This window comes from Streptomyces sp. YIM S03343 (assembly GCF_054729195.1).
In genome coordinates this window covers 1,151,993-1,174,110 of sequence record NZ_JBPUKX010000001.1, presented here as the reverse complement: position 1 = coordinate 1,174,110, position 22,118 = coordinate 1,151,993, and the positions used below count along the sequence as shown (strand labels likewise).

At 68.1% G+C, this 22,118-nt stretch carries 14 protein-coding genes and 2 pseudogenes; 6 read left to right on the top strand and 10 right to left on the bottom strand.

Annotated elements, in window-relative coordinates:
* Window positions 1–306 precede the first annotated feature (306 nt).
* From ACSYGN_RS05050 to ACSYGN_RS05015, 8 genes and pseudogenes are all read right to left on the bottom strand, one after another.
* Entirely contained in the window at window positions 307–1,089 is a 783-nt protein-coding gene (locus ACSYGN_RS05050) for a leucyl/phenylalanyl-tRNA--protein transferase (RefSeq protein ID WP_460392231.1), read from the bottom strand.
* Complete coding sequence (locus ACSYGN_RS05045) at window positions 1,086–4,133, bottom strand: amino acid adenylation domain-containing protein (protein WP_460403237.1); 3,048 nt, start codon at window positions 4,131–4,133, stop codon at window positions 1,086–1,088. The genes ACSYGN_RS05050 and ACSYGN_RS05045 overlap by 4 nt, the downstream gene beginning before the upstream one ends.
* A 90-nt stretch (window positions 4,134–4,223) precedes the next feature.
* Window positions 4,224–4,421: pseudogene (locus ACSYGN_RS05040) on the bottom strand (MbtH family NRPS accessory protein); the annotation flags it as partial.
* A 21-nt stretch (window positions 4,422–4,442) separates the two neighbouring features.
* Entirely contained in the window at window positions 4,443–7,613 is a 3,171-nt protein-coding gene (locus ACSYGN_RS05035) for a putative bifunctional diguanylate cyclase/phosphodiesterase (RefSeq protein ID WP_460392229.1), read from the bottom strand.
* Between the two features lie 459 nt (window positions 7,614–8,072).
* Window positions 8,073–10,109 (bottom strand): serine/threonine protein kinase, encoded by a 2,037-nt coding sequence (locus tag ACSYGN_RS05030; RefSeq protein ID WP_460392227.1) that lies wholly within the window; start codon window positions 10,107–10,109, stop codon window positions 8,073–8,075.
* A gap of 493 nt (window positions 10,110–10,602) precedes the next feature.
* Window positions 10,603–10,803 carry a DUF397 domain-containing protein gene (locus ACSYGN_RS05025; RefSeq protein ID WP_460392225.1) on the bottom strand — a complete coding sequence of 67 codons (201 nt, stop codon included), beginning with the start codon at window positions 10,801–10,803 and terminating at the stop codon, window positions 10,603–10,605.
* A 139-nt stretch (window positions 10,804–10,942) separates the two neighbouring features.
* Window positions 10,943–11,143: a DUF397 domain-containing protein gene (locus tag ACSYGN_RS05020; RefSeq protein WP_460392223.1), complete on the bottom strand. Its 201-nt coding sequence runs from the start codon at window positions 11,141–11,143 to the stop codon at window positions 10,943–10,945.
* Window positions 11,143–12,012, bottom strand: a complete 870-nt coding sequence (locus ACSYGN_RS05015) for a helix-turn-helix domain-containing protein (protein WP_460392221.1) — start codon at window positions 12,010–12,012, stop codon at window positions 11,143–11,145. Before ACSYGN_RS05015 ends, ACSYGN_RS05020 begins: the two co-directional genes overlap by 1 nt.
* A gap of 163 nt (window positions 12,013–12,175) precedes the next feature.
* Between ACSYGN_RS05015 and ACSYGN_RS05010 the strand changes: the two genes are divergently transcribed.
* Window positions 12,176–12,649, top strand: a complete 474-nt coding sequence (locus ACSYGN_RS05010; protein WP_460392219.1) for an ATP-binding protein — start codon at window positions 12,176–12,178, stop codon at window positions 12,647–12,649.
* A 50-nt stretch (window positions 12,650–12,699) separates the two neighbouring features.
* Here the strand turns inward: ACSYGN_RS05010 and ACSYGN_RS05005 are convergent.
* Window positions 12,700–13,690 (bottom strand): annotated as a pseudogene (locus ACSYGN_RS05005) (GlxA family transcriptional regulator).
* A gap of 52 nt (window positions 13,691–13,742) precedes the next feature.
* Here ACSYGN_RS05005 and ACSYGN_RS05000 point away from each other — a divergent pair.
* The 5 genes from ACSYGN_RS05000 (at window position 13,743) to ACSYGN_RS04980 (ending at window position 21,197) form a co-directional block, all read left to right on the top strand.
* The gene (locus ACSYGN_RS05000; RefSeq protein ID WP_460392217.1) at window positions 13,743–14,138 is read left to right on the top strand and encodes a cupin domain-containing protein; all 396 of its coding nucleotides are present in this window, start codon (window positions 13,743–13,745) and stop codon (window positions 14,136–14,138) included.
* A 550-nt stretch (window positions 14,139–14,688) separates the two neighbouring features.
* The gene (locus ACSYGN_RS04995; protein WP_460392215.1) at window positions 14,689–15,111 is read left to right on the top strand and encodes an SseB family protein; all 423 of its coding nucleotides are present in this window, start codon (window positions 14,689–14,691) and stop codon (window positions 15,109–15,111) included.
* Window positions 15,108–15,764, top strand: a complete 657-nt coding sequence (locus tag ACSYGN_RS04990) for a hypothetical protein (protein WP_460392213.1) — start codon at window positions 15,108–15,110, stop codon at window positions 15,762–15,764. Before ACSYGN_RS04995 ends, ACSYGN_RS04990 begins: the two co-directional genes overlap by 4 nt.
* Complete coding sequence (locus ACSYGN_RS04985) at window positions 15,764–20,452, top strand: putative T7SS-secreted protein (protein WP_460392211.1); 4,689 nt, start codon at window positions 15,764–15,766, stop codon at window positions 20,450–20,452. Before ACSYGN_RS04990 ends, ACSYGN_RS04985 begins: the two co-directional genes overlap by 1 nt.
* A complete protein-coding gene (locus ACSYGN_RS04980) occupies window positions 20,418–21,197 on the top strand; it encodes a hypothetical protein (protein WP_460392209.1) in 780 nt (259 codons plus the stop codon). The genes ACSYGN_RS04985 and ACSYGN_RS04980 overlap by 35 nt, the downstream gene beginning before the upstream one ends.
* A gap of 121 nt (window positions 21,198–21,318) precedes the next feature.
* Here the strand turns inward: ACSYGN_RS04980 and ACSYGN_RS04975 are convergent, their stop codons facing one another.
* Entirely contained in the window at window positions 21,319–22,053 is a 735-nt protein-coding gene (locus ACSYGN_RS04975; RefSeq protein ID WP_460392207.1) for an NUDIX domain-containing protein, read from the bottom strand.
* Window positions 22,054–22,118 lie beyond the last annotated feature (65 nt).

Below are 22,118 nucleotides of genomic sequence, written 5' to 3'. Positions count from 1 at the left end.
AATAGAGCGGCACGCCCGATCCTATGCAAAGCAACGGCCACGATGTGGTCACGACAGTGCTGGGTGGGCTGTTCACGAGCGGGTTTGGTGTTTTCGGTGCGCACGTGATCGGAGTCGGGTTGCGGCTGGGAACTGCAATGCCGGAGGGGGCCGTGTACGTCGCCTCAGGGGCCCATGACCAGCACCCGGTCTCCGTAGAGCTTGCGCAGGCCACGCGCCGGGAACGCTTTCACATGATCGTGGTACCGCCCCCGGCACGGATTGACGCGAGAGCGGGAGCCTCCGACAAGTTTGTCGTGGTCGGCGCTATACCGTCGGCTGGGCGAGACGCCGGGCGGGCAAGGTGGCGGTGACCATCGGATGGCTGTCGTGGCGGGTGCGGCGGAGGCGCTGCAGATAGTGTTCTCGCGGTATCAGAACGCCGCCCATGCTGCGGACGTGCGGGCTGTCCCGCTGCGCGTCGAGAAGCTCGCCGCCGGCCTGTGCGAAGCGTGCCGCGAGGTCGATGACCGCGACCTTCGAAGCGTCGGGACGGCGGAAGAACATCGAGTCCATGCTGAAGACCGATCCGATCTGGAGGCCGAAGACGCCGCCGATCAGATCGCCGTTCTCCCAGACCTCGATGCTGTGGGCATGACCTAGATCGTGCAGGCGGATCAGACTTGCGATCAGTTCTTCGGTGAGCCACAGGGGGGTGCGGTCGGCGCGGCAGGCGTGGACGACCTGTTCGAACTGCCGGTCCAGGCTGGTCGACCACGGCAGCCGGTGGCGCAGCCGTCGGGCAAGGCTCCGGCTGAGGTGCGTCGCTGCAACGGGCAGCACCGGCCTGGGGTGGGGCGACCACCAGGAGACGGCGTAGGCGCCGGCCGATGCCTCACCCACGAACCGGATGCGGCCTTCCTGGACCTGCTCGCCGAAGACCACCTCGTTGAGGGCGCTGGTGTATTCGTCGGACGCCGGGAAGGGATAGACCCCGGCGCGGTACGCCGTCAGGAGGCCGGTGGGAGAGAGATCGGCGCAGAAAGCCACTGGACCGTCCGGCGCGGCTGTCAGTACGTCCAGAGATTCCCAGTCGGGGTATTGGCTCACCACCGTGCGGCTCCGGACTCTTCGCTCCACATGGGCCGGACGTAGTCGGCTTGTTGGACGAAGTCGAGTTGGCAGTCGAGCATCTTCTCGTTCACCGGGGGAATGGCGATGCCGACGTCTTTCAGTGCCTGCTCCGTGTTGGTGCGGGTGAACTCCGGGAAGACGCCCTCGAAGTACATCTCGCTGACGGTGATGTCGGCGTGGGCGCTGCGATCGACGAAGAGCGGGACGAACGCGGTGATGGGGTCGGTGGGGTGCCCGGCCGCGTACCGCACCAGAGCGGCGATCCACTCGGTGTACGGGATCTCCTGTACCGGTGTGCCCCGTTGGCGCAGGCGCTCGGCGAGCGAATGCAGCAGTGTGGGACGGGGGTTGGTGAGATGATAGACCTCGCCGCGGGCGGGAAGGCCGGTGGAGATGTGTCCGATGGCACGGACGAGGCAGTCGGCCGGCAGGAAGTCCAGCGGCAGGCGGACGTCAGGGCACAGCCCGGTCCTTGCTATGAAGCCGAAGAGGGCGGCCATCTCGCTGCCTGTGTTCATCTCGCCGGTTCCGCTGCGGCCGCTGATGTCCATCAGGCGGTAGACGGTGACCGGCAGGCCCGCGTCGGACGCCTTCTTCAGCAGCGCCTCGCCGACCCATTTGGTCTCGACGTATCCCACTGACAGATGCTCCGCAAAGGCCAGCGGCGTGTTCTCTGTCACCTCGCGCACTCCGGCAGGCCCGAATCCGGCGAGCACCGCCATGCTGGAGGTGAAGTGGATGGGGACTGCCCTGTGGGCTGCGAGGCGGATGATCTCGTATGTTCCGTCGACGTTGGCCGGACGCAACTCGTGGTAGGGATAGACGAAGTTGACCTGGCCGCCGAAGTGGTACACGGCGTCGATGGTCGATCCCAGTTCCTCGAACCGTCCGCTGGGCAGACCCAATCGGGGCTTGCCCAGGTCGCCGACGACCGGCTGGACGCGCGCACTGGTCAGATCGCTGCCCACGAACCGCCGGTGGCTCGCGCGGATCCTCTCCGTGGCGTGCTGGTCGTCGGAGGCCCTGACCAGGCAGAGAATCCGCCCCGTCGTGCTGCTCAGCAGCTCGTCGATCATGTGCGCGCCGCAGAACCCCGTCGCCCCGGTGAGGAGGACGTCGCCGGGGCGAAGGGGCTCGGGAGCCGGCGCGTGACGGCTCAGCGCCGGAAGGGGCCGATCGGCCTCGGCGCTGAAGTCGACGCTGCCGCCTTCCGGGTGGGCCAGTGTGCCGGCGCGTGCCTGGCGCACGGACTCGGCGAACGCGGCGAGCATCGGTTGGCGCAGCAGCGAACGGGTCAGGTCGCGGATCTGTGTGACACCGATGCCGAATATGACGCGGGTCCGGGCGAGCATTTCCACGGCCAGCAGTGAGTTGCCGCCCAAGTCGAAGAAGTCGTCGTGCGGACGGACGTACTCCACACCCAGGATCTGGCCCCACAACTGGGCCATCTGCTGGGGCACCGGACCGTCGTCGTCACCGGCCGTCGTCGGCGCGGTTGCGGGCTCCCGTAGGGCTTTGCGGTCGAGCTTGCCGCTGGGCGCGACGGGAAGCCGTTCCACGGCATGGAAAGCTGCCGGGATCATATGGCCCGGAAGGACCTCGGCAAGTGCCGAGCGCAGCCTTGTCGGCGGCACCGCCTCGCCGCCGGTCGGCGATGCAGCCGGCGTGTAGTACGCGATGAGGTCCCGGTCCCCGGTGTTGCGCGCCCGAGCCACGACCAGCGCCTGGCCGATCTCCGGGCGGGAGACGAGCGCGGCCTCGACCTCGGCCGGGTCGACCCTGAACCCACGGATCTTCATCTCGTCGTCGGCCCGGCCCAGCACTTCCAGGTTGCCGTCCGCGCGCCAGCGGCCCAGATCGCCGGTGCGGTAGATCCGGTCCCCCGGCACCGCGCCGTGCGGGTCGGGCAGGAACTGCTGTGCGGTCAGGGAGGGTTGTCCCCATACCCCGCGCGCCAGTCCTGGGCCGCCGATGTAGATTTCTCCACGCCTGCCGGGCGGCACCGGGCGTAGTTCGGCGTCGAGCAGGTGGACGTGAGTTCCCTCCAGGGGCCTGCCGACCGGGGCGACGGCCGTGTCGGGGACGGTGAGCACTTCCTCGTTCAGGTTGCACAGGGTGGAGGTGATCGTGGTCTCGGTGAGCCCGTAGGCGTTGACGAGCCGCGCGCCGGGGATCCGGCGCAGAACGGCGCGGCAGTCCTTCGCTGTGACGATCTCGCCGCCGACGATGGCGAGCCTGAGCGACGCGAGGGTGTCGGCGCGGTCCGCGACGGAGACGATCTGCTGCCAGTAGGTGGGGGTGAGGTCGGCGACGGTGATACCGAGCTCGGGGACGCGGTGCAACAGGTCGGTGGGCGCCCATGTCCGGATTCCGGCGAGGACGAGTGTCGCGCCGGTGATCAGTGGGGCGAAGATCTGCTCCACTGAGGTGTCGAAACCGAGCGCCGCTGCCTGCAGCACCCGGTCGCCGGGCGTCAGTTCGTATGCCCGGGCGGCCGCGGTGAGGGAGTGGGCCAGCGAGCGGTGAGTGATCATCACCCCCTTGGGAGATCCGGTCGAACCGGAGGTGTAGATCACATAGGCGAGGTCGTCCGGCCCAGGGCCAGGGGCAGGCTGTGGTTCCGCCGCCGGCGCCTGCGTGGCCGGTTCCCCGGCGTTCCCGGCGTGGATGACCGCCACCTCGCACCCGGCGAACATCGGGGCGTACTCACGGCTGGAGACGACGAGGCGGGAGCGGGTCTTTGTGACCAGCTCGACCATCCGTTGCCCCGGGGTCGCCGGGTCGAGCGGCAGGAAAGCGCCACCGGAACTCAGCACCGCCAGCAGTGCGACGATCAGCTCGGGCACACGGTCGAGGCACACGGTGACGACGGATTCCGCTGCGACGCCCGACTGCCGCAGCTCGTGGGCAAGCCGGTCGGCGCGGTCGGTCAGCTCGGCATAGCTGAGCCGCCCCTCATCCGAGAGCACCGCGAGGGCGGACGGCTGACGCCGCGCCCGCTCACGGACCAATTCGGGCACGGTGCTCAGCCCTGATCGCGGGGGGTGCCGCCCGGAGCGGGCAGTTGCGGGCCGCATGTCGGTCCAGAGGCTGTCGACCAGGCTCCCGCACCCGGCAGCGGACGCCGGTCCACGGATCCGATGCCACCCGGACGGGATCCGGCGATCGGAGGGCCAGATCGCGTACTGTTCCTCGTCGTTGCACAGCACGACGTACAGCTCAGCCGAAGCTGCCGATGGGTTGTCATGTTCCGTCACCCTGGGTCTCCTGCCTCGCGCGGCGTCCTGTGGAGCACGGCTTTCCCCCATCGCGGGTGAGGGCCGCCGTCATCACGGCTTCCCTTCCGCGGGTGCCCCGGGCACCCCGGCCAGGCGGCCGAGTGGCGGCGCGAGAACGAGGTGCTCCGCCTCCTCGGCGCTGACCGGTTCGGCGAAGAGGTATCCCTGGCCGAACCCGCAGCCCATCGAGACGAGCAGTTCCTGCTGCCTCACGTTCTCCACCCCTTCGGCGATCACCGTGAGGCCGAGTGTGTCCGCGAGGTGCGTAATACCCTCCACCAGGGCGTACTGTTCATGCGAGCGCCCAAGTTCGTTGACGAACGACTTGTCGATCTTGAGTATCGAGATCGGGAACTCACGCAGATAGCTCAGCGACGAGTATCCCGTTCCGAAATCGTCGATGGCGATGCGGATCCCGAGGTCGGTGAGCGAGCTCATCTCAGCCCGGATACGTTCGTCGTTGTACATCAGCACGTTCTCGGTCAGTTCCAGTACGAGAGAGGACGGTTCGATGCCGGAGAGATCGAGGGCGCGTCGAATCACCTGAGAGAAATCATCATCCCGGAACTGACGCGGCGACACGTTCACGCTGACATAAGGCATTTTGATGCCGGCTGCCCCGCCGCGTCTTACCGAGTTCTGCCACCGGGCGGCCTCAGCTGCGGCCCGGTCCAGCACCCAGGCGCCGAGCGGGACGATCTGTCCGCTCTCCTCGGCCAGCGTGATGAACTGCTCCGGCAGCACCATGCCCCGCGTGGAGTGGGGCCAGCGCACCAGTGCCTCGAAGCCGGATATCTTCCCGCCGGAGAGCTCCACGATGGGCTGGTAAAGCACCATGAACGATGTCTCGATCGGTGAACTGTCCAGGCCTTCCTGCAACTTGGCGCGCTCGGCCATGCCGCTCTGCAGATCCGGGTGGTAGCGGAGCCACTGTCGCTTGCCCGCCGTCTTGGCCGCGTACAGGGCGAGATCGGCGTGTGTCAGCAGTTCGACCGAGTCGATGCTGTCCTCCGTCGTGGCGACGCCGATGCTGGCGTACGTGCTCACCGGCCCCACACTGAGCCGGAACGGCTTGGCGAAGACGGACATCAGGTGTTCGGTGAACCGTTCCACGCCCGCCGCCGAGACGGAGCCCTCCACCAGGAGTGCGAACTCGTCGCCGCCGACGCGCGCGGCGGTGTCGGAGGCGCGGACGGTGGTCTGCAGCCTGAGTGACAGCGCGACGAGAAGTTCGTCGCCCACACCGTGACCGTGTATGTCGTTGACGACCTTGAAGTCGTCCACGTCGAAGAAGAGGACGCCGACCACCGTGCCGTCGCGCTGGGCCTGCACCAAGGCATGGTTGACCCGGTCCTGGAAGAGCACGCGATTGGCCAGGCCGGTGAGCGAGTCGTGGAAGGCCTGATGCGTGAGCTCGCGTTCGAGTTTGCGCTGTTCGGTGACATCGCGCAGGGTGAGCACCACCCCGCCGACGGTCGCCTCCTCGCGCAGGTCGCTCCACCTCACCTCGACCTCGATGGACGCCCGGTCGACGCGGACCATGCGCCAGTGCTCGCGCGTACCCTGGGGCTCGCCGTTGCGTATCCTGCCGAGTGTCTCGACCACGGCACGGCTGTCCTGCGGCGGCACCAGATCGATGAGGTGGGTGCCCTCAAGGTCCGGAACCCCGAGCACCTGGTCGGCCGAAGGGCTGGCGTAACGGACCCGGTCGTCGTCGTCGAGGATCAGGATGACGTCGGAGGCATTCTGCACCAGCGTGCGGAAGTACGCTTCGCTGTTGCGGCGGTTGACCTCCTGGGCGAGAGCGACCCGTGTCACCGTGAGTGCCGTCTGCGCGGCCAGAGTCGCCAGCGTGTCGCGGAGCACGAGCAGCGTGTGGTCGTCCCCGGTCACGATCAGCGCCCCGATCGTCGAATCGCCCAGCGGGTGATCCGACGAGGTGAGCGGGCAGACCAGCGCGTAGCCGGTGCGGGACGGCTCCTCCTCCGGGTCCGCGAGGCCGGCGGCAAGGTCGCGTCCCACACCGTCGAGAGCCACCAGACTGTTCTCGCCGGACGGGGTCAGTTCCCGTACGGCGGCGGACACCGGCCCACTCGGGCCATCGGGCGCCCCGTTCACCCAGAGGGGGGCGTCGGGCAGGGTGAGCAGCGCGGAACGCGGCGGACCGTGCGGTATCAACTCCGTCACCGCGGTGTGGACGGCGGCGGCCACATCCCGCAGATTGCTCGCGCCGCTCAGCGACGACACCGCGACACGCAGCACCCTCTCCCGGCCGACTGCATGCCGGTGGGTCGCCGCCACACCAGCCAGTCGGTAGAGCACGAGGACGAAGAGCACCGCGGAGAACACCCCGATGACGCCTATGTTGCCGCTGCCGCCGTACACCGCCTGGACCAGGAGGATGGCCGGCGCTATGAGCGACGCCAGGGTCAGGAGGCTCAGCCGGCCGCCCACTCCCGTCTCGGCGTGCCAGGTCACCGGCTCGGTCATCGACCGCATGGACGGATGGAGCGCGGCGGCCGCCCAGGCGCCGTACAGGACGGCCCAGCCGAGATCTACCGCGGTGCCCGTGCGCCACGTCCCGTGCAGCTGTATCAGACCGTAAGCCACGTCGGCGGCGAGCAGGCCGACACTGCCCACGGTGAGCAGCATGAGCGAGATGCTTTTGCCGCCACGGCTGGCGAGCAGGCGCAGCAGCATCGCCAAAACGAGAATGTCGCCGAGCGGATAAGCGATGGAGAACGCCTTCTGCACCCAGGTCAAACCCGCGGTGTGGGCATACGGCTCGATAAGGAAGAGCCACGACAGCAGTGCCAGCCCGACCGTCAGCGTCAGCGCGTCGACCAGGCTCGCACGGTCGCGCCAACCCGTGCGCCAATGGACGAAGCCCAGCAGTCCGGCCGCATAGAGCGGATACGCCGCGAGATAGAAGCCGTCGGCGATCGACGGAAACGGGTTCTGCTCGTGGAGCAACTGGATAAGGATGATCTGGGAGGCCTCGCCTGAGGCAAAGGCGAAGTTGCCTGCGGCGAGCATCAGCCACGGCAGTCGATGCGTCGGGTGGTTGAGAAGGACACCCACGACAATACCGGTGATGCCGACCATCCCAATGGCAACGAAAATGAGCCGCTGCTCCGGAAATATGTAATAGAACGTGGTCAGCACGACGACGCATACACTGACGGCGGCCATCACGGCCTCGCTTCGCAGTCGCGCGTTCACCCAAAGTCACCTCCTGGGAGGGTCGCTCGTCGGGCAGACCGCGCGCGACGAACAGCGCCGGACGACAGCGGAGAAGCCCAACGGGATCAGGCCGACAAGGGAGAAATTCACCGGGCCACGCCCCGGCCCTGGCCGCCTGTGAAGAAAAGCGCCGGTACACGCAAGAGCAGGTATAACGGTCGCCGTCGTCCGGGCTCCTGCTCGCCGAAAAATCGACGTGTCTGCCATTCAGCTTACCCGACTTGTCATTTCCCGCACGCGCACGCAGTGATACCGCGTCACGTAGCGGAAAGCAGCGCCATGCCCGAAAATGAAGGACGTGCCCGGTTGAACGGGATCGCCTGCCCGAGCACCATCGGAACGCCGGGGGGAGGGAGTTCCGTCCGGTATCAAGGACACCGCGTCCGCCGTCATGGTCCGAGTGCTCCGCAACCGAGCCGCACATCGCGGCTTCGCGGCTCACGAGGGGCAGTCCGCCGCCGAACTCGCCGTCCCCCAGCGGACCATCTCGTACGCCGACGCACCGCCCTCCGCCACGGCCCAGCGGGTGTACGGCCAGGAACTGCCCGCGCTCTCCCGCTCGTTCACCAGTGCCCGGCATGCCTCGCCCGCGGCCATGCCCGCCCAGGTCTCGATCTCGTCCTGGTCCCAGGCCACGTAGTCGGACCAGACGTACATCGCCGAATGCGCGGGGTCGAAGCCCACCATGATCTGCTCGTTGCCCAGTACGCGGTCGGTGCCCAGCGTGTAGCGCATGGCGTTCGAGCGGGTGATGATCTTCCGGGCGGCGCCGGCTGCGACCCGGATCTCGGCGTTGTCGGTGCTGGGGATCATGGCCTGGCTCAGGCCGCTGTCGTCAGGCTGCCAGTCGTCCGCCCCGAGGCTGTAGTCCTGGTCGGTGCCACCGGTGTTGTTGTCCGCCCCCGTCTTGCACTGGGAGTTGGTGACGAAATCGTCCTGCCACGTCACCTCGGGGTCCCCGCCGCTGGTCTCCTTCACCATGACGTACTTGCGGTACGGCAGATCCGGGTGCAGCCGGAGCACCACGTCCCGCACCGACAGGCACATGTCCTGCGCGATCGTGGTCTCCGCGTACATCGCGGTCTGCTCGTCGGCGGTCAGCCGGTACGAGAGGTAGACCTCCCGGCGTGAGGGGTGGAACCGTACGGTCTCCGGGGTGAAGTCGGCGTAACTGCTCAGGTCCTCCAGGGCGATGACGCCCTCGTCGTGCAGGAGGGCCCGTGCCACGTCGTGTTCGCCCGCGCCCTGCGCCGCCCGCGCCTGGCGCCAGTCGTCCACCGTCGCGGACGCCTCGGCTCCGGAGCTGTGCTTCGCCGCCGGTGAAGCGTCCTGCGCAGCACTCACCGTCGGTTGGACAGAGCCGGATGGGGAGGCAGAGGAGGACGACACGGCGTGCGTGCCGCCGCCCCCGGTGTCCCCCGGCAGCAGCGCCACCACTGCGCCCGCGAGGCCGCCGATGACACCTGCCGCCAGCACCACGGCACCCACGATCCGCTTCTTCGAGCGACGACCGCCCGGGCCCGCGGGCAGTTGCAACCGCCAGGTCGGATCCTCCGCCGTCGGCATGTCCCAGACCGCCGCGATCATGTCGACGGCCGTCCCCGGTATCGCGGCGTCGGGGCCGACCACCTGCGTGACCTGAGCGGCCAGCAGGCCCGAGCACTCCTCCGCGGCCTCGCCGGCCGAGGGCCGGTCGTCCGGTTTCTGGGAGAGCGCCCGTTCGACGACCCCGCGCAGGGCGGCAGGGACCCCACTCAGGTCGAACTCACCCGACATCACACGGAAGGCCACCACGTCAGGCGCCCCGGTCCCGAACGGCAGTTGCCCGGTGGCCGCGTACGCCACCAGCGCTCCCCACGCGAAGAGGTCGCCCGCCGGACCCGCCGTGCCCTCGCGGTACTGCTCGGGGCTGATCCAGCCGGGCGTGCCGGTCATCACCCCGGTCCGGGTGACGCTGGTGCCGTCGGCCGCGTGGGCGATGCCGAAGTCGAGGACGCGGGGACCGGCTGGGGTGAGGAGGACGTTCTGCGGCTTCACGTCGCGGTGCGTCACCCCGGCGGCGTGGATCGCGGCCAGCGCCTGCGCGGTGGCGGCGGCGAAGGCGTACAGGCTGCCTTCCGCGAGCGGGCCGTGGGCGGTGATGTGCTGGTTCAGCGTCGGCCCGGGTACGAAGGCGGTGGCCAGCCAGGGAGTCTGCGCCTCCGGATCGGCGGCCAGCAACGGCACGAGGTACGGCCCGGTGACCCGGGAGGACAGCTCCACCTCCCGCCTGAACCGCGCCCGGAACTCCGGCTCCTGCGCCTGCTCGGGGTGAACCACCTTCACCGCCACCCGCATCCCGTCGCCGGTGACTCCGGCGTGCACGGTCCCCATGCCTCCGGCGCCGAGACGGCCGATGATCCGGTACGGGCCTATGTGGGAGGGGTCGCCGGGGCGAGCCGGCTGGACTCTGCCGCCGGGAGCGGATTCGCTCACGAGTGTTTCCTTGGTCCGAGCTTTGAGTACGAGGGTGTCGACAGGGCGGCCGAAGCGCAGGGCCGGGTGCGGCGCAGGCTCAGAAGACGGAGCGGGAGATGGCCCGACCCCGGCACGCCACGAGGGCAGATTCCGCCACCGGCAGCCGTAATGAGCCACCGGTGCCGCCGACTAGCCGGGCCGCAACCCTCGCCGCCCTTGCCCTCTGCACGGGCGTCCCCTTCCCCCTTGTCGGCCTTGCTGTGAGCTGAGCTTATGCCTCCTGTGTGCCGGGCCCGGCCAGAATGTCGATCTTCGTCAAGGATTGTTGTGAACTCGGCACACGAACCGTCTGTCCCCATGGCCCCGGTCCGAGCAGTTCGCCGTCCGGCCAACCTGCTGACCGACACGTGGCCGCCCGCAGCACCGGACGAGAGGCGGCCAGCAGCGCTATGACCGACGCGGGATCTGCCGCACCGCTGGCCACAGGAACGTTTGACCTCTGCCTTCCCGGTCAGGCTCGGCCCCGCCTGAAACCGGCGACGAACCGAGCCCATGCGCTCCGGGGGAAGGCGAGCTGCGGGCCGCCGCGCTTCTTGGAGTCGCGAACGCATATGGCGGTTGTAGCGGTGGCGACCTCGATGCACTCGCCTCCTTCGTCACCGCTGTAGCTGCTCTTGACCCAGTCGAGCCGGGTGGGCTGTTCAGCGGTCATCGGACTCCCAGCATCTTCTCGATCAGAGCCAGTGATTCTTCGAGGGTGTGACCGAGCTTTGAACGCTGCCGTAGCGCACGGCCATTGGAATGGGTGAAGGCTGGCCGCCGACTCCGCCACCGAGGGGCGGCCGGTTGCGTCAGGACCGGTCACACCTGAGGTCGACAACGAACGCGGTCCACGTGCTCGGCGTGAAGGCGAGTTGAGGTCCGATCCGGTGCTTGGAGTCCCTTACGCGTATGGCAGTTGGGTCGGCGGTGACTTCGACACACTCGCCTCCGTCTCCGCCGCTGTATGTGCTCTTGAACCAGTAGAGCCCATTGGGCTGTTGGTCGTACATCAGTCTCCCAGCAGCTTCTCGATCAGAGCCGAGGACTCAGCCAGGTTGAGCGCCTGCCCTCGGACGCTTCCGTAACGTGCGGCCAGCATACGGACCTCCTCAGGGTCTGTGATGAGTCGGTTGACGCTCTGGAACTCCCCATAACCGACCTGCGGTCTGCCCTTCGGGGTAAGGAGGATGAACGGCCCCTCCATGCCTGCGTGTCCTTGGCACTTCAATGGAAGCACCTGGACCTCCACATTGCGCAGCTGGCCCAGCTTCCTGAGGTGCCGCAACTGCTCCCGCTGTACTTCGCGGCCGCCGATCTCCCGAAGCAGCACCGACTCCTCGATGAGAGCGGTGACCATGGGCGGAGGCCAGCGGGTCAGGATCTGCTGGCGGTCAAGTCGTGCGCCCACCCGTTGCTCGATGGTTTCCTCGTCCAGGAGCGGGCGCCGGGCGGAGAAGAGGGTCTGCGCGTAGCCTCGTGTCTGCAGGAGCCCAGGGATCGTCAGCGTGCTGTAGAAGCAGATCTCCACCGCCTCCGCCTCCAGTCGGGCGTAGTCCCTGAACCACTCCGGATGCCGTACCCGCCGCCGTGCCTTCGCCCGCTCCACGTCCTCCGCCGCCGCTGCCAGCAGGCCCCCGCAGTCCAGCTCCCGGTCCACCGCGATCAGCAGCTCCGGCTGAGGTGTCCTTCGGCCCCGCTCGACGGAGGAGATCGTCTCCTCTCCGTAGCCGATGCGGTCGCCCAGTTCCTTGCGGCTCAACCCGGCCCGTTCGCGGGCGACTCGGATCTGCCGGCCGAGGGCGCGGAAGAGGTCGGCGACCTCGTCCGTGCCGTTGGTCTCCTCGGCCGTGGGAGCCCCTGGGTCCGACTGTGCTGCCATGCCGTACCACCACCCTGTTTCCTGTACAGGGGACGAACGGCTGAACGCCCGCCCGGGTCATGGGCGTACGCCGGTACAGCCGTACCGTCCGTGCCGGGACAGTCACCCTGCGTACCGCCCCGTAGGCTCCACAAGGTAGGTCACGTCCGTCACCCTCGGTGAGGTGAACCAGGAAATTGTCACCGCACCCGGTGAACCGATTGTCGTCGCCCGTCACTTCAGCACCCTGTTCCCCACCACCGCGAGGGGCGCGCACACCGCACGTCACGCCGCCGTGCGCTGGCTGACGGGGGAGCAGGACCGGCCGGATCCGGACGACGCGGAAGACGACAGCACGGCCACGGTCTCGCTCCTTATTGCGGAACTGACGGCCAACGCCGCCGTGCACGCACGGGTGGCGGGCCGGAGTGCGCGGCTGGCCCTGACTCTGACGGGTTCGACCCTGCGGATCGAGGTCACCGACGCGCGGGGCGAGCGCCCACCGGTACCGAGGCCGGAGACCGGGGCGGACGGCGAGTCGGGGCGGGGCCTGCTGCTCGTCGAGTCGCTCGCGGACGCCTGGGGCTGCGAACCGCACCACCCCGGAGGCAAGACGGTCTGGGCGGACTACGTCTGGCGTGGCGAGGCGGCCCATTGATACGGCCCTGAGGCAGATTCCCGTGCTGCGCCGGAGATGATGCCCCGCCGTCAATTCACGTCCGGCCCGAACCGACGCTTGTATGCCGACGGAGTGATGCCCGTCTCGCGGCGCATCAGCGTGCGCAAATTGGCAGCGGTGCCAAGCCCGCTGCGCCGCGCGACCATCTCCAAGCGGGACTCACCTCGTTCGATCAACCGGCATGCCAAGGCAAGTCGTTCCCCCGTGAGCCACGTCAACGGCGTCGTTCCCAGTTGTGCCCGGAAGCGGCGATGCAGCGTTGCCGGACTGACCGCCGCGCGTGCCGCAAGGTCGGCGACCGTGAGCGGTGAGTCCAACCGTTCCTGAGCCCAGGTCAATACAGGCGCCAGGGATTCGTCAGGCAGATCGGGTATGGGGCGTTCCACGAACTGCCGCTGGCCGCCCTCCCGTGCGCCGCGAAGACCAGTCGCCGACTTACGGAGTTGGCGACCTCCGCGCCGTAGTCGCGGCGGACCACATGCAGCCCAAGATCGAGCGCGGCCGCGCTCCCGCAGACGTGAGGATGTCACCGTCGTCCACGAACAGCACGTCTGATTCGAGGCGGACAGCGGGGAAGCGGGCCCGGAAGGAATCCGCCCACTGCCAGTGCGCAGTGGCCCGGCGTCCGTCGAGGACTCCGGCTTCGGCAAGTGTGAAGGCGCCGCTGCAGAAGCCGACCAGGCGCGCGCCGCGCGCGTGCGCACGTCGGACGGCATCCAGCACAGCGGGGCGGCGGGGCACTTCGACATCGGGGCGGTTGGGGACGATCAAGGTGTCCGCCGTGTCGGCCGCTTCCAGATCGGCGACTTCCGTGAGCGTGAAGAATCCGTCCCGCATCAGGGTGCGGGGCTCGGGGGAGCAGAGCTTGAAATCGTAGAGATCACGGCCGATCTCCGGTCTTCGTAGACCGAAGACCTCGGTCGCGCAGCCGAGCTCGAAGGGGTTCGAGTTCTCGTCGACGATCACGACGACCCGGTGTACGCCTGCCGCGCGCAGTCCGTGCGAGGATTCTTTCGCCATGTGCAATTCCTAGCACTCACGCCAGCCATGCGAAACGGCTCAGGATGAGTCCATGTGCAATGAACCCATCCCCCTGAGTACGGCTCTGGCTTCCTTCGATGCCCTGTGGAGCCCCCGCATTGTCACGCGCGTCAACGACTATGACGTCCGCATCGCCAAGGTCGAGGGTGAACACATCTGGCACGTCCACGACGACACCGACGAGTTCTTCCTGGTACTCGGCGGAGAGTTGCACATCTCCCTGCGCGAGCCGGATGGGGAGCGCACGGTTCTGCTCCCGCAGGGGGCGGTCTTCACCGTCCCCCGAGGCACGGAGCACAAGCCGTACGCTCCGTCCGGCGCCGCAATCCTTATGTTCGAACCCACCGGGACGCTGACCGTGGGCGATCGCCACGACGAGGTCCCGGACCATGTGGACGCAACGACCGGGCACACACTCAATGGATGAGCTGGCGGGCCTCGGGCGTGCCCCGTCCAGGAGCATCAGCCCGTCACGGGTCGGTTCCACCCCGACCACCCGGCACGAGTGGCGCGGGGCCCAATCCTCGGCAGCGTCCGGATCGCGCAGCGGGCGCAATCCGCCGGGCAGGTCGGGGAGCTGGAAGGAATACCGCCCCAGCAGCGGACGCCCCACCCCGCTCGGTGCCGCCCTCGCCGCCGGTCACAGACGTGAATGCCTGGTTGGCCCCGGTCCACGAGAACACCTCTGGCGGGGCCTTCGGCAGATCGACGCGGGGCAATATCACCCCACTGTCGGGGCAGAGCCGCCGACTGAACTTCCGAGGACTTGAGGGGAAGGACTGACACGAAGTCGACGACTTGTCCGGGTAGTTGTTTGCGGGGAGCGATGTGCAGTTGTGATGATGTGCTGTATGTCTGAACACGGGGGTACGGTCGACGGTCCGCGGCGGGTTCCCAGGTCGCGTCTCTCGGATTACGCGGAGATGACGGTCCCGGCTGCTGTGGAGACGGCGCCGGAGGCTGATGAGGCTGCTGAAGTGGCGGAGCGCAGGCGGGAGTTCGCGGTGCTGCTGGGTGAGTTCCGGCGTACGGCGGTGCTGGTGCCGCTGGGGGACGGTCCGGGCCCGGACGATGAACGGGGTGTGCTGACCGCTGACTTGAATGGGGTCCGGTTCATCCTGGCGTTCTCGGACGAGGCGGCGTTGGCGCGTTACGCGGCCGCGCGGGGTGAGGTGGGGCGGGAGTGGGTGTACCGGACGGTATTGGGTGCGCGGCTGCTGGATGTGGCGGTACCCGCGGTCGGGGTGCCGTGCGGGGTGGCGCTGGACTGTGCGGACGGGGTGGAGGGGGTGGTGTTCCCGCCGGTGCGGGGGATCGTGCCGGATGCGGTGGCGTTGGACGCGGGTGACGCGGGTGACGCGGGTGACGCGGGTGACGACGGGACGGGGGATGCGGCGTGAGCGGTGGCGGCAAGGATCTGTCGACGGACGGTCTGGCATTGATCGCGAAGGGGCTGACGGAGGCGCTGGGTGAGCTGGGGGAACTGGGCATGGCCGGCGAGGCCGGTGCCGGGCGGGGTTTCGGTGACATCGCGCTGTCGGGTCTGGAGTTGGGGCATGAGGGGCTGACGGGGGAGCTGAAGTCGTTCTGCGAGCGGTGGGAGTGGGGGGTGCGGGCGCTGATCGTCGAGGGGAACGGGTTCGCGGTGAAGACGGGGTTGTCGGCGGGGACGTACTACGAGACCGAGCACTACGTGGAGGGCAGTTTCAAGGTCGTCACGAACGCGGCCGTGGGCAATCCGTACGCCTCCGAGGAGGACGTGCAGAACATGGGCTGGGGGGACATCGCGACGTCGGGCGCGTACGGCGGGGTGGACTACAGCAAGGAGTCCTTCGACCGGGCGCTGGACAACAGCGCGCAGGGCTGGAAGGACGCCGGGCGGGACGTGATGACCTCCCACACCGTCGGCCCGCTGCCGGGTATGAACCCGCAGGACCTGCACCAGGTGTTCGGCGTCTCCGACCAGGACTACGACCAGTACCTGGACGACACGTTCGGCCCGTCCCCCGAGGAGCGGGCGCAGACGGCCGAGCAGCAGGGTGGTGAGGGCTGATGGGTCTGGGGGACCTGACGAACGACCTGCTGGGCGGCGCCGAGGACCTGTACGACGCGGGGAAGAAGAAGGTCGGTGAGGGTGTCGACTGGGCCACCGACAAGGTCGGCGAGGGCCTGGACCATGTGGGGCTGCACGACTGGGCGGACGGGGTCGAGGACTGGGGCGACTCGATTGCCTCCGACCTCGGCGCGACCCCCGGTGAGCAGCAGCTGGGCCAGACCGAGGACCCGGACGAACTCGTGCACGGCAACCCGGGCAGCATCCGCCGGAGTGCGAAGCATCTGAAGGACTTCCATGGCGCGTTCGACAAGGTCAGCAGCGGTTTGAAGAAGGTGGACTCGACCGGCTGGAAGGGCCAGGGCGGGGACGCCTTCCGCAAGAAGTTCGGTGTGCATCCCACGAAGTGGGCGCAGGCGGCCGACGCCTGCGAGGCGGCGGCCGGGGCGCTGGAGTCGTACGCGGACACTGTGAAGTGGGCGCAGGACCGGGCCAAGGAGGCTATCGAGCTCTACCGCAAGGGTGTGAAGGCGTCGAAGGACGCGGCGGGCGCGTACAACAAGCGGGTCGACGCCTACAACGCGAAGGTGAAGGCGAACGAGGACCCCGGCCCGAAACCGGAAGCCTTCACCGACCCGGGCAGGGCGGACGTCAAGGCGGCCGTGGAGAAGCTGGCCGAGGCCCGCAAGCAGCGCAACACCGCCGCCTCCACGGCCCAGGGCAAGGTGAAGGCGGCCCTCGCGCACGCTCCCGCCGAGCCCCCGCCCCTGGAACGGCTGGGCAACGACCTGCTGGACGGCTACCAGGCGGCGAACACCGAACTGACCCATGTGGTCGGCGGCGCGCTCAAGGGCACGGCGGGCCTGCTGAACTTCGCCCGCGGCCTCAACCCCACCGACCCCTACAACCTCACCCACCCGGCCGACTACCTGCAGAACGTCAACATGACGCTCTCCGGCCTGGTCTCCACCGCCGCCCACCCCGAACGCGTCGTGACGACCGCGATCGACGGCTTCAAGAAGGATCCCTCCGAGTTCGTCGGCCGTCTGATCCCCGAACTCATCGGCACCAAGGGCGCCGGCCTGGCCCGCAGCGGACTGCGCATGGGCCTGAAGACCGCCGCGAAGGAGGGGCTGGAGGAGGCCGCGGAGCAGGGGGTGCGCAAGACGGCGCGCGGGGCGGCGGAGGAGGGCGCGGAGAGCGCCGCCCGGCGGCCGGGCGACAAGATCTGCGAAGGGGACCCGGTGGACGTCGCCACCGGCCGCATGGTGCTGCCCGTGACGGATGTCGCTCTCCCTGGCGCGCTGCCGCTGGTCTTCCGGCGGCAGTTCGAGTCGGGCTTCCGGCTCGGCCGGTGGTTCGGCCCGACCTGGTCCTCCACCCTCGACCAGCGCCTGGAGATCGACGCGCAGGGCGTGGTGTTCGTCGGCAAGGACGGACTGCTGCTCACCTACCCGCACCCCGCCCCCGGCGTCCCCACCCTCCCGGCCCACGGCCCTCGCCGCCCGCTGGACCGCACCGTCGACGGCTACACCCTCACCGACCCGGAGACGGGCCGCACCCTGCACTTCACCGAGGACGGCCGCCTGGAGCAGCTCGACGACCGCAACGGCAACTGGATCACCGTCGAGTACGACACGGACGGCACCACCCCGAGTGCCCTCACCCACAGCGGCGGCTACCGCCTGCGCGTCACCACCACGGACGGCCGCGTCACCGCCCTGCACCTGACCGGCGCCGCGCAGGACGGCGGCGACAAGGAGGTGCTGCGCTACGGCTACACCGAAGGCCACCTCACCGAGGTCACCAACTCGTCCGGAAACCCGATGCGGTTCGGATACGACGACCTCGGCCGCATCACCTCCTGGACCGACACCAATGACAGCCGCTTCACCTACACCTACGACGACCAGGACCGCTGCACCGACCAGTCGGGCGCCGCAGGCCACCTTCACACGATCTTCGCCTACGGTGCGGAGGGCCCGGACACCGGCGAACACACCACGGCCGTCACCGACTCCCTGGGCAACACCACCCGCTACCTGATCAACCGCCGCGCCCAGGTGATCGCGGAGACGAACGCGCTCGGCGCGGTCACCCGCTACCGGCGCGACCGCTACAACCGCCTCCTGTCCCACACCGATCCCCTCGGCCACACCACGTCGTTCCGCTACGACGAAACCGGCAACCTCATCACCGTGACCCGCCCCGACGGCCGTGAGGCAACGGCGGAGCACAACGGCTTCGGCCTGCCGGTGAAGGTGACGGGCTGCGACGGCACGATCACGAGGCGGACATACGACGAACGCGGCAACGTCACCTCGCTCACAGACCCGGCGGGCCGGACCACCCACTTCACCCACGACGAGACCGGCAATCTGGCGTCCGCAACGGACGGACTCGGTCAGACCAGCCGCTTCATCTGTGACCGTCTCGGACTGCCGTCGGCCGTCACGGACCCGCTCGGCGCGGTCACCCGCTACGAGCGCGACGCTTTCGGCCGTCCGACCGCCGTCACTGACCCGACCGGTGCCACCACCCACCTGGAGTGGACGGTCGAAGGCCACCTGGCCCGCCGCACGGCACCGGACGGCACGAGCGAGTCGTGGAGCTACGACGGTGAGGGCAACCGCATCAGCCACACCGACCCGATCGGCGGGGTGAGCCGCTTCGAGTACACCCACTTTGACCTGCTCGCCGCCCGCACCGCTCCGGATGGTGTCCGCCACACCTTCCATCACGACACCGAACTACGCCTCACCCAGGTCACCAACCCCCAGGGCCTGACCTGGCACTACGACTACGATGCCGCCGGACGCCTGGCCACCGAGACCGACTTCGACGGCCGGACCCTCGCCTACACCTACGACACCGCGGACCGCCTCGCCTCCTGCACCGACACCCTCGGCCAGACGGTCACCTTCGAACGCAACCCCCTCGGCCAGATCCTCCGCAAGGACGCCGCAGGCCAGGTGACGACATACGCCTACGACCTCACCGACCAACTCGCCCACGCCACCGGCCCGGACGGCAGCACCCTCACGATCCTGCGCGACCGGTTCGGCCAGGTACGGCAGGAGACAGTCGACGGCCGCCGGATGTCGTACGCCTACGACAGACTGGGCCGCCGCACAAGCCGCACCACCCCATCCGGAGCCACGACAACCTGGTCGTACGACGCAGCCAGCAACCCCACCACCATGTCCGTCTCCGGCCGCACCATCGACTTCGCCTACGACGGTGTGGGCAACGAACTCTCCCGCCGTATCGGCGAGACGATCACGCTTGAGCACGCCTTCGACGGTGTGGGCCGCCTGTCCGCCCAGACGGTGACCGGCACCGCTGGCCGCAGGGTGCAGCGCCGGACCTACACCTACCAAGCCGACGGAAATCTGATCGGCATCGACGACCAACTCTCAGGCACCCGCCGCTTCGACCTCGACGCGGCAGGCAGGGTGACAGCGGTGCACGCGGCTGGGTGGAGCGAGCGGTACGCGTACGACGAGGCCGGCAACCAGACCCAGGCGAGCTGGCCGGCCAGCCACCCCGGCCAGGAAGCCGTCGGTTCCCGGGAGTACGCGGGAACCCGTATCACCCGCGCGGGCAACGTCCGTTACGAGCACGACGCTCTCGGGCGCATCGTCCTTCGGCGGAAGACCCGTCTGTCTCGCAAGCCGGAGACCTGGCACTACGAATGGGACGCCGAAGACCGCCTGACCTCGGTGACGACCCCCGACGGCACCCCCTGGCGCTATACCTACGACCCCCTCGGCCGCCGCACCGCCAAACTCCGCCTCGCGGCCGACGGCGAGACAATCGTGGAGCGGGTGACCTTCACCTGGGACGGCACAACCCTCTGTGAACAGACCACCGCATCCCCCGACCTCCCCAACCCGGTCACCCTCACCTGGGACCACCAGGGCCTACGCCCTATCGCCCAGACCGAACGCATCACCGAGGCCGAAGCACCCCAGAACGAGATCGACTCCCGCTTCTTCGCCATCGTCACCGACCTCGTCGGCACCCCCAGCGAACTCATCGACGAACACGGCGACATCACCTGGCGCGCCCGCAGCACGGTGTGGGGTACAACGGCATGGACGACAAACAGCACCACGTACACACCTCTGCGCTTCCCCGGCCAGTACTACGACCCCGAAACCGGCCTCCACTACAACTACTTCCGCCATTACAACCCCGAAACCGCCCGCTACCTCAGCTCTGATCCACTTGGCCTCGTCCCCGCGTCTAATCCCGCCACTTATGTGGGGAATCCGCATACCTGGGCCGACCCGCTGGGCCTCGGACCGTGCCCCATCGGCGGTGCCGAGAATCACGTCCCTCTTAACACGGTACGCGGAGATGTCGTCTACACCACGCAAGAGGAAGCTTTGGCCGAGGCTCTGCGACGCCATGGCGTCACCGATCCTTCCGTCATTGAGCGAGCACCGCAGTGGGGTAAGAACCCCAATTTGACAGGTCCCGGAGGGGAGCCCTGGGAGACGATCTCCGCGATAGACGACAAGGGGAACATCATCGAGATCCATCACCACGCCAATGGGCATTATTTCAAAGATGCCGATCAGTGGGCACTCCCTCACTATCATGGCCCTAAAGGCGAACATGTCTATTACGGGAACATGGATTCCGGATATGGACTGCAAGGAAGGCCGAGAAGTGCAGAATAATTCGAATCGGGATTCGTCGAGCGTTGTTGTCGTCGGTCAGTCTGTATGGGATTCTGTAAGGGTCGGTTCGTTTCTCTCGCTTGAAGGCGACCTGCCTGGCATTTCTGCCTTCTGGGTCATGTGTGATGCGGCCGAAGAATTGACCTGTCTTGAGGAAAGTGTCGCCTCTGTTTCCAGAAACTGCTTGTTCAGTTGGTCGGCTAGAATTTCTACGGACGGGCAGTCGGATGGCCGGAGAGATCATCATGTATACCTGAAAAGGGCTGGGAGGCGGGCGGGGCTCAAGAAGTTTCCGTCCATGCCCTTTGTTGAGTCGCTGTATGGGCGCTACTTGAACTTCGGCTCGGATTGTCATGAGGAAATCGAACCGCTGTTGCGCAGAACTTCGGGTTACGCCATCGGTATCGGATATTCCGATACTGCCTCGGAGAGTTGGGTTGGGGCAGCGCAGCTGATGGAAAGCCATTTTTCGCTTTCCTTTGATTTTGAGAACACTATCGAGCTTGAATCTCTGCGCAGTAGGCTGGTGGCTCTGTATGTGTCGGTGGCCGTCGAGATGGATATAATGCCCGTTATTCCTCTGAATCGGCATCCGACGGCCGGTCACGTCATTTTCTGTCGTGCGAACGCTTATCGTTCGGTGGCCGAGAGGCTGGCCGAGCCATTCACCATGCTGGATGGCGACGCAGGCCTGCCGAAACTCACTGCGTTCCTCGGTGGTGGTGGGGGACTGGCTTACCTCTGACATCGCGGCTATCAGCCGTGATGGGTGACGAGTTCGCTGATCAGCCTTTGGCGGAGTCACGATCCCAGCACATCGTCTGGCGGCATCTGATGGATCACGGCACGGTTGCCGGACCTTCTGGTCACCCCCCGAGCACTTCACCCAATCGCCGAAGACTGAGCGCATGAGTGGCGCTGAGTGACCCGGGATCGACGGAACGGACCCGGAACCACCCCGCCGACCGGGCGTCGTCCCTGCCCTCGGCCGGGGGAGGGCTGCCCGGTGACTCCGGCAGCCGGATGTGGACGGCGCAGTTCTCGATCCACGCGTTGTCCGTGTTGCGCACCGACTCGTACGCGACCCCCAGATGCAGCACCCGCGCCTCGCCGTCGCCCGCCCTGACCCGTACCCCGGTCTCCTCCTCCGCCTCGCGCAGTGCTGTCCGTACCGGGTCCTCCAGCGCCCCGGTCGCCGGGTCCGTCTCCCGGAAGCCGCCGGGGAAGGCCAGTTGACCGGTATCACGTCGCTGCACGAGCAGGACCAGGGCCTGCTCCCCGGTGCCGTAGCTGAGCACGGCGTCGGCCGCGGGGTTCGGGCCGAGGTGGTGAAGTCGGCCCTGGCCGGTGATTCCCGTGGGACCGGCGGGGCTCAGCGGCCGTCCGCTCGCCGCGTCACGCAGCGGGTGCGGGTGGCAGGAGAGTTGGACCGTCCGCTGCCACACGACCGCGAGATCCTCCTCCGGACCGGGCACCGAAGACGCCGTGTACTCCACCGGGTCGTAGTCCGGGCCCAGCGCCGCCCAGTCGCGCTTCTCGGGGACCGGCACATCCGGATAACCGATGCGCCGCCGCAACTCCCTCAGCCCTTGCCGCGCCACGTGCCGTTCCTCTCCGGGACCAGGGTTCTGACCTTCCCACGCGCCACACGGATCGGCGCCACGCT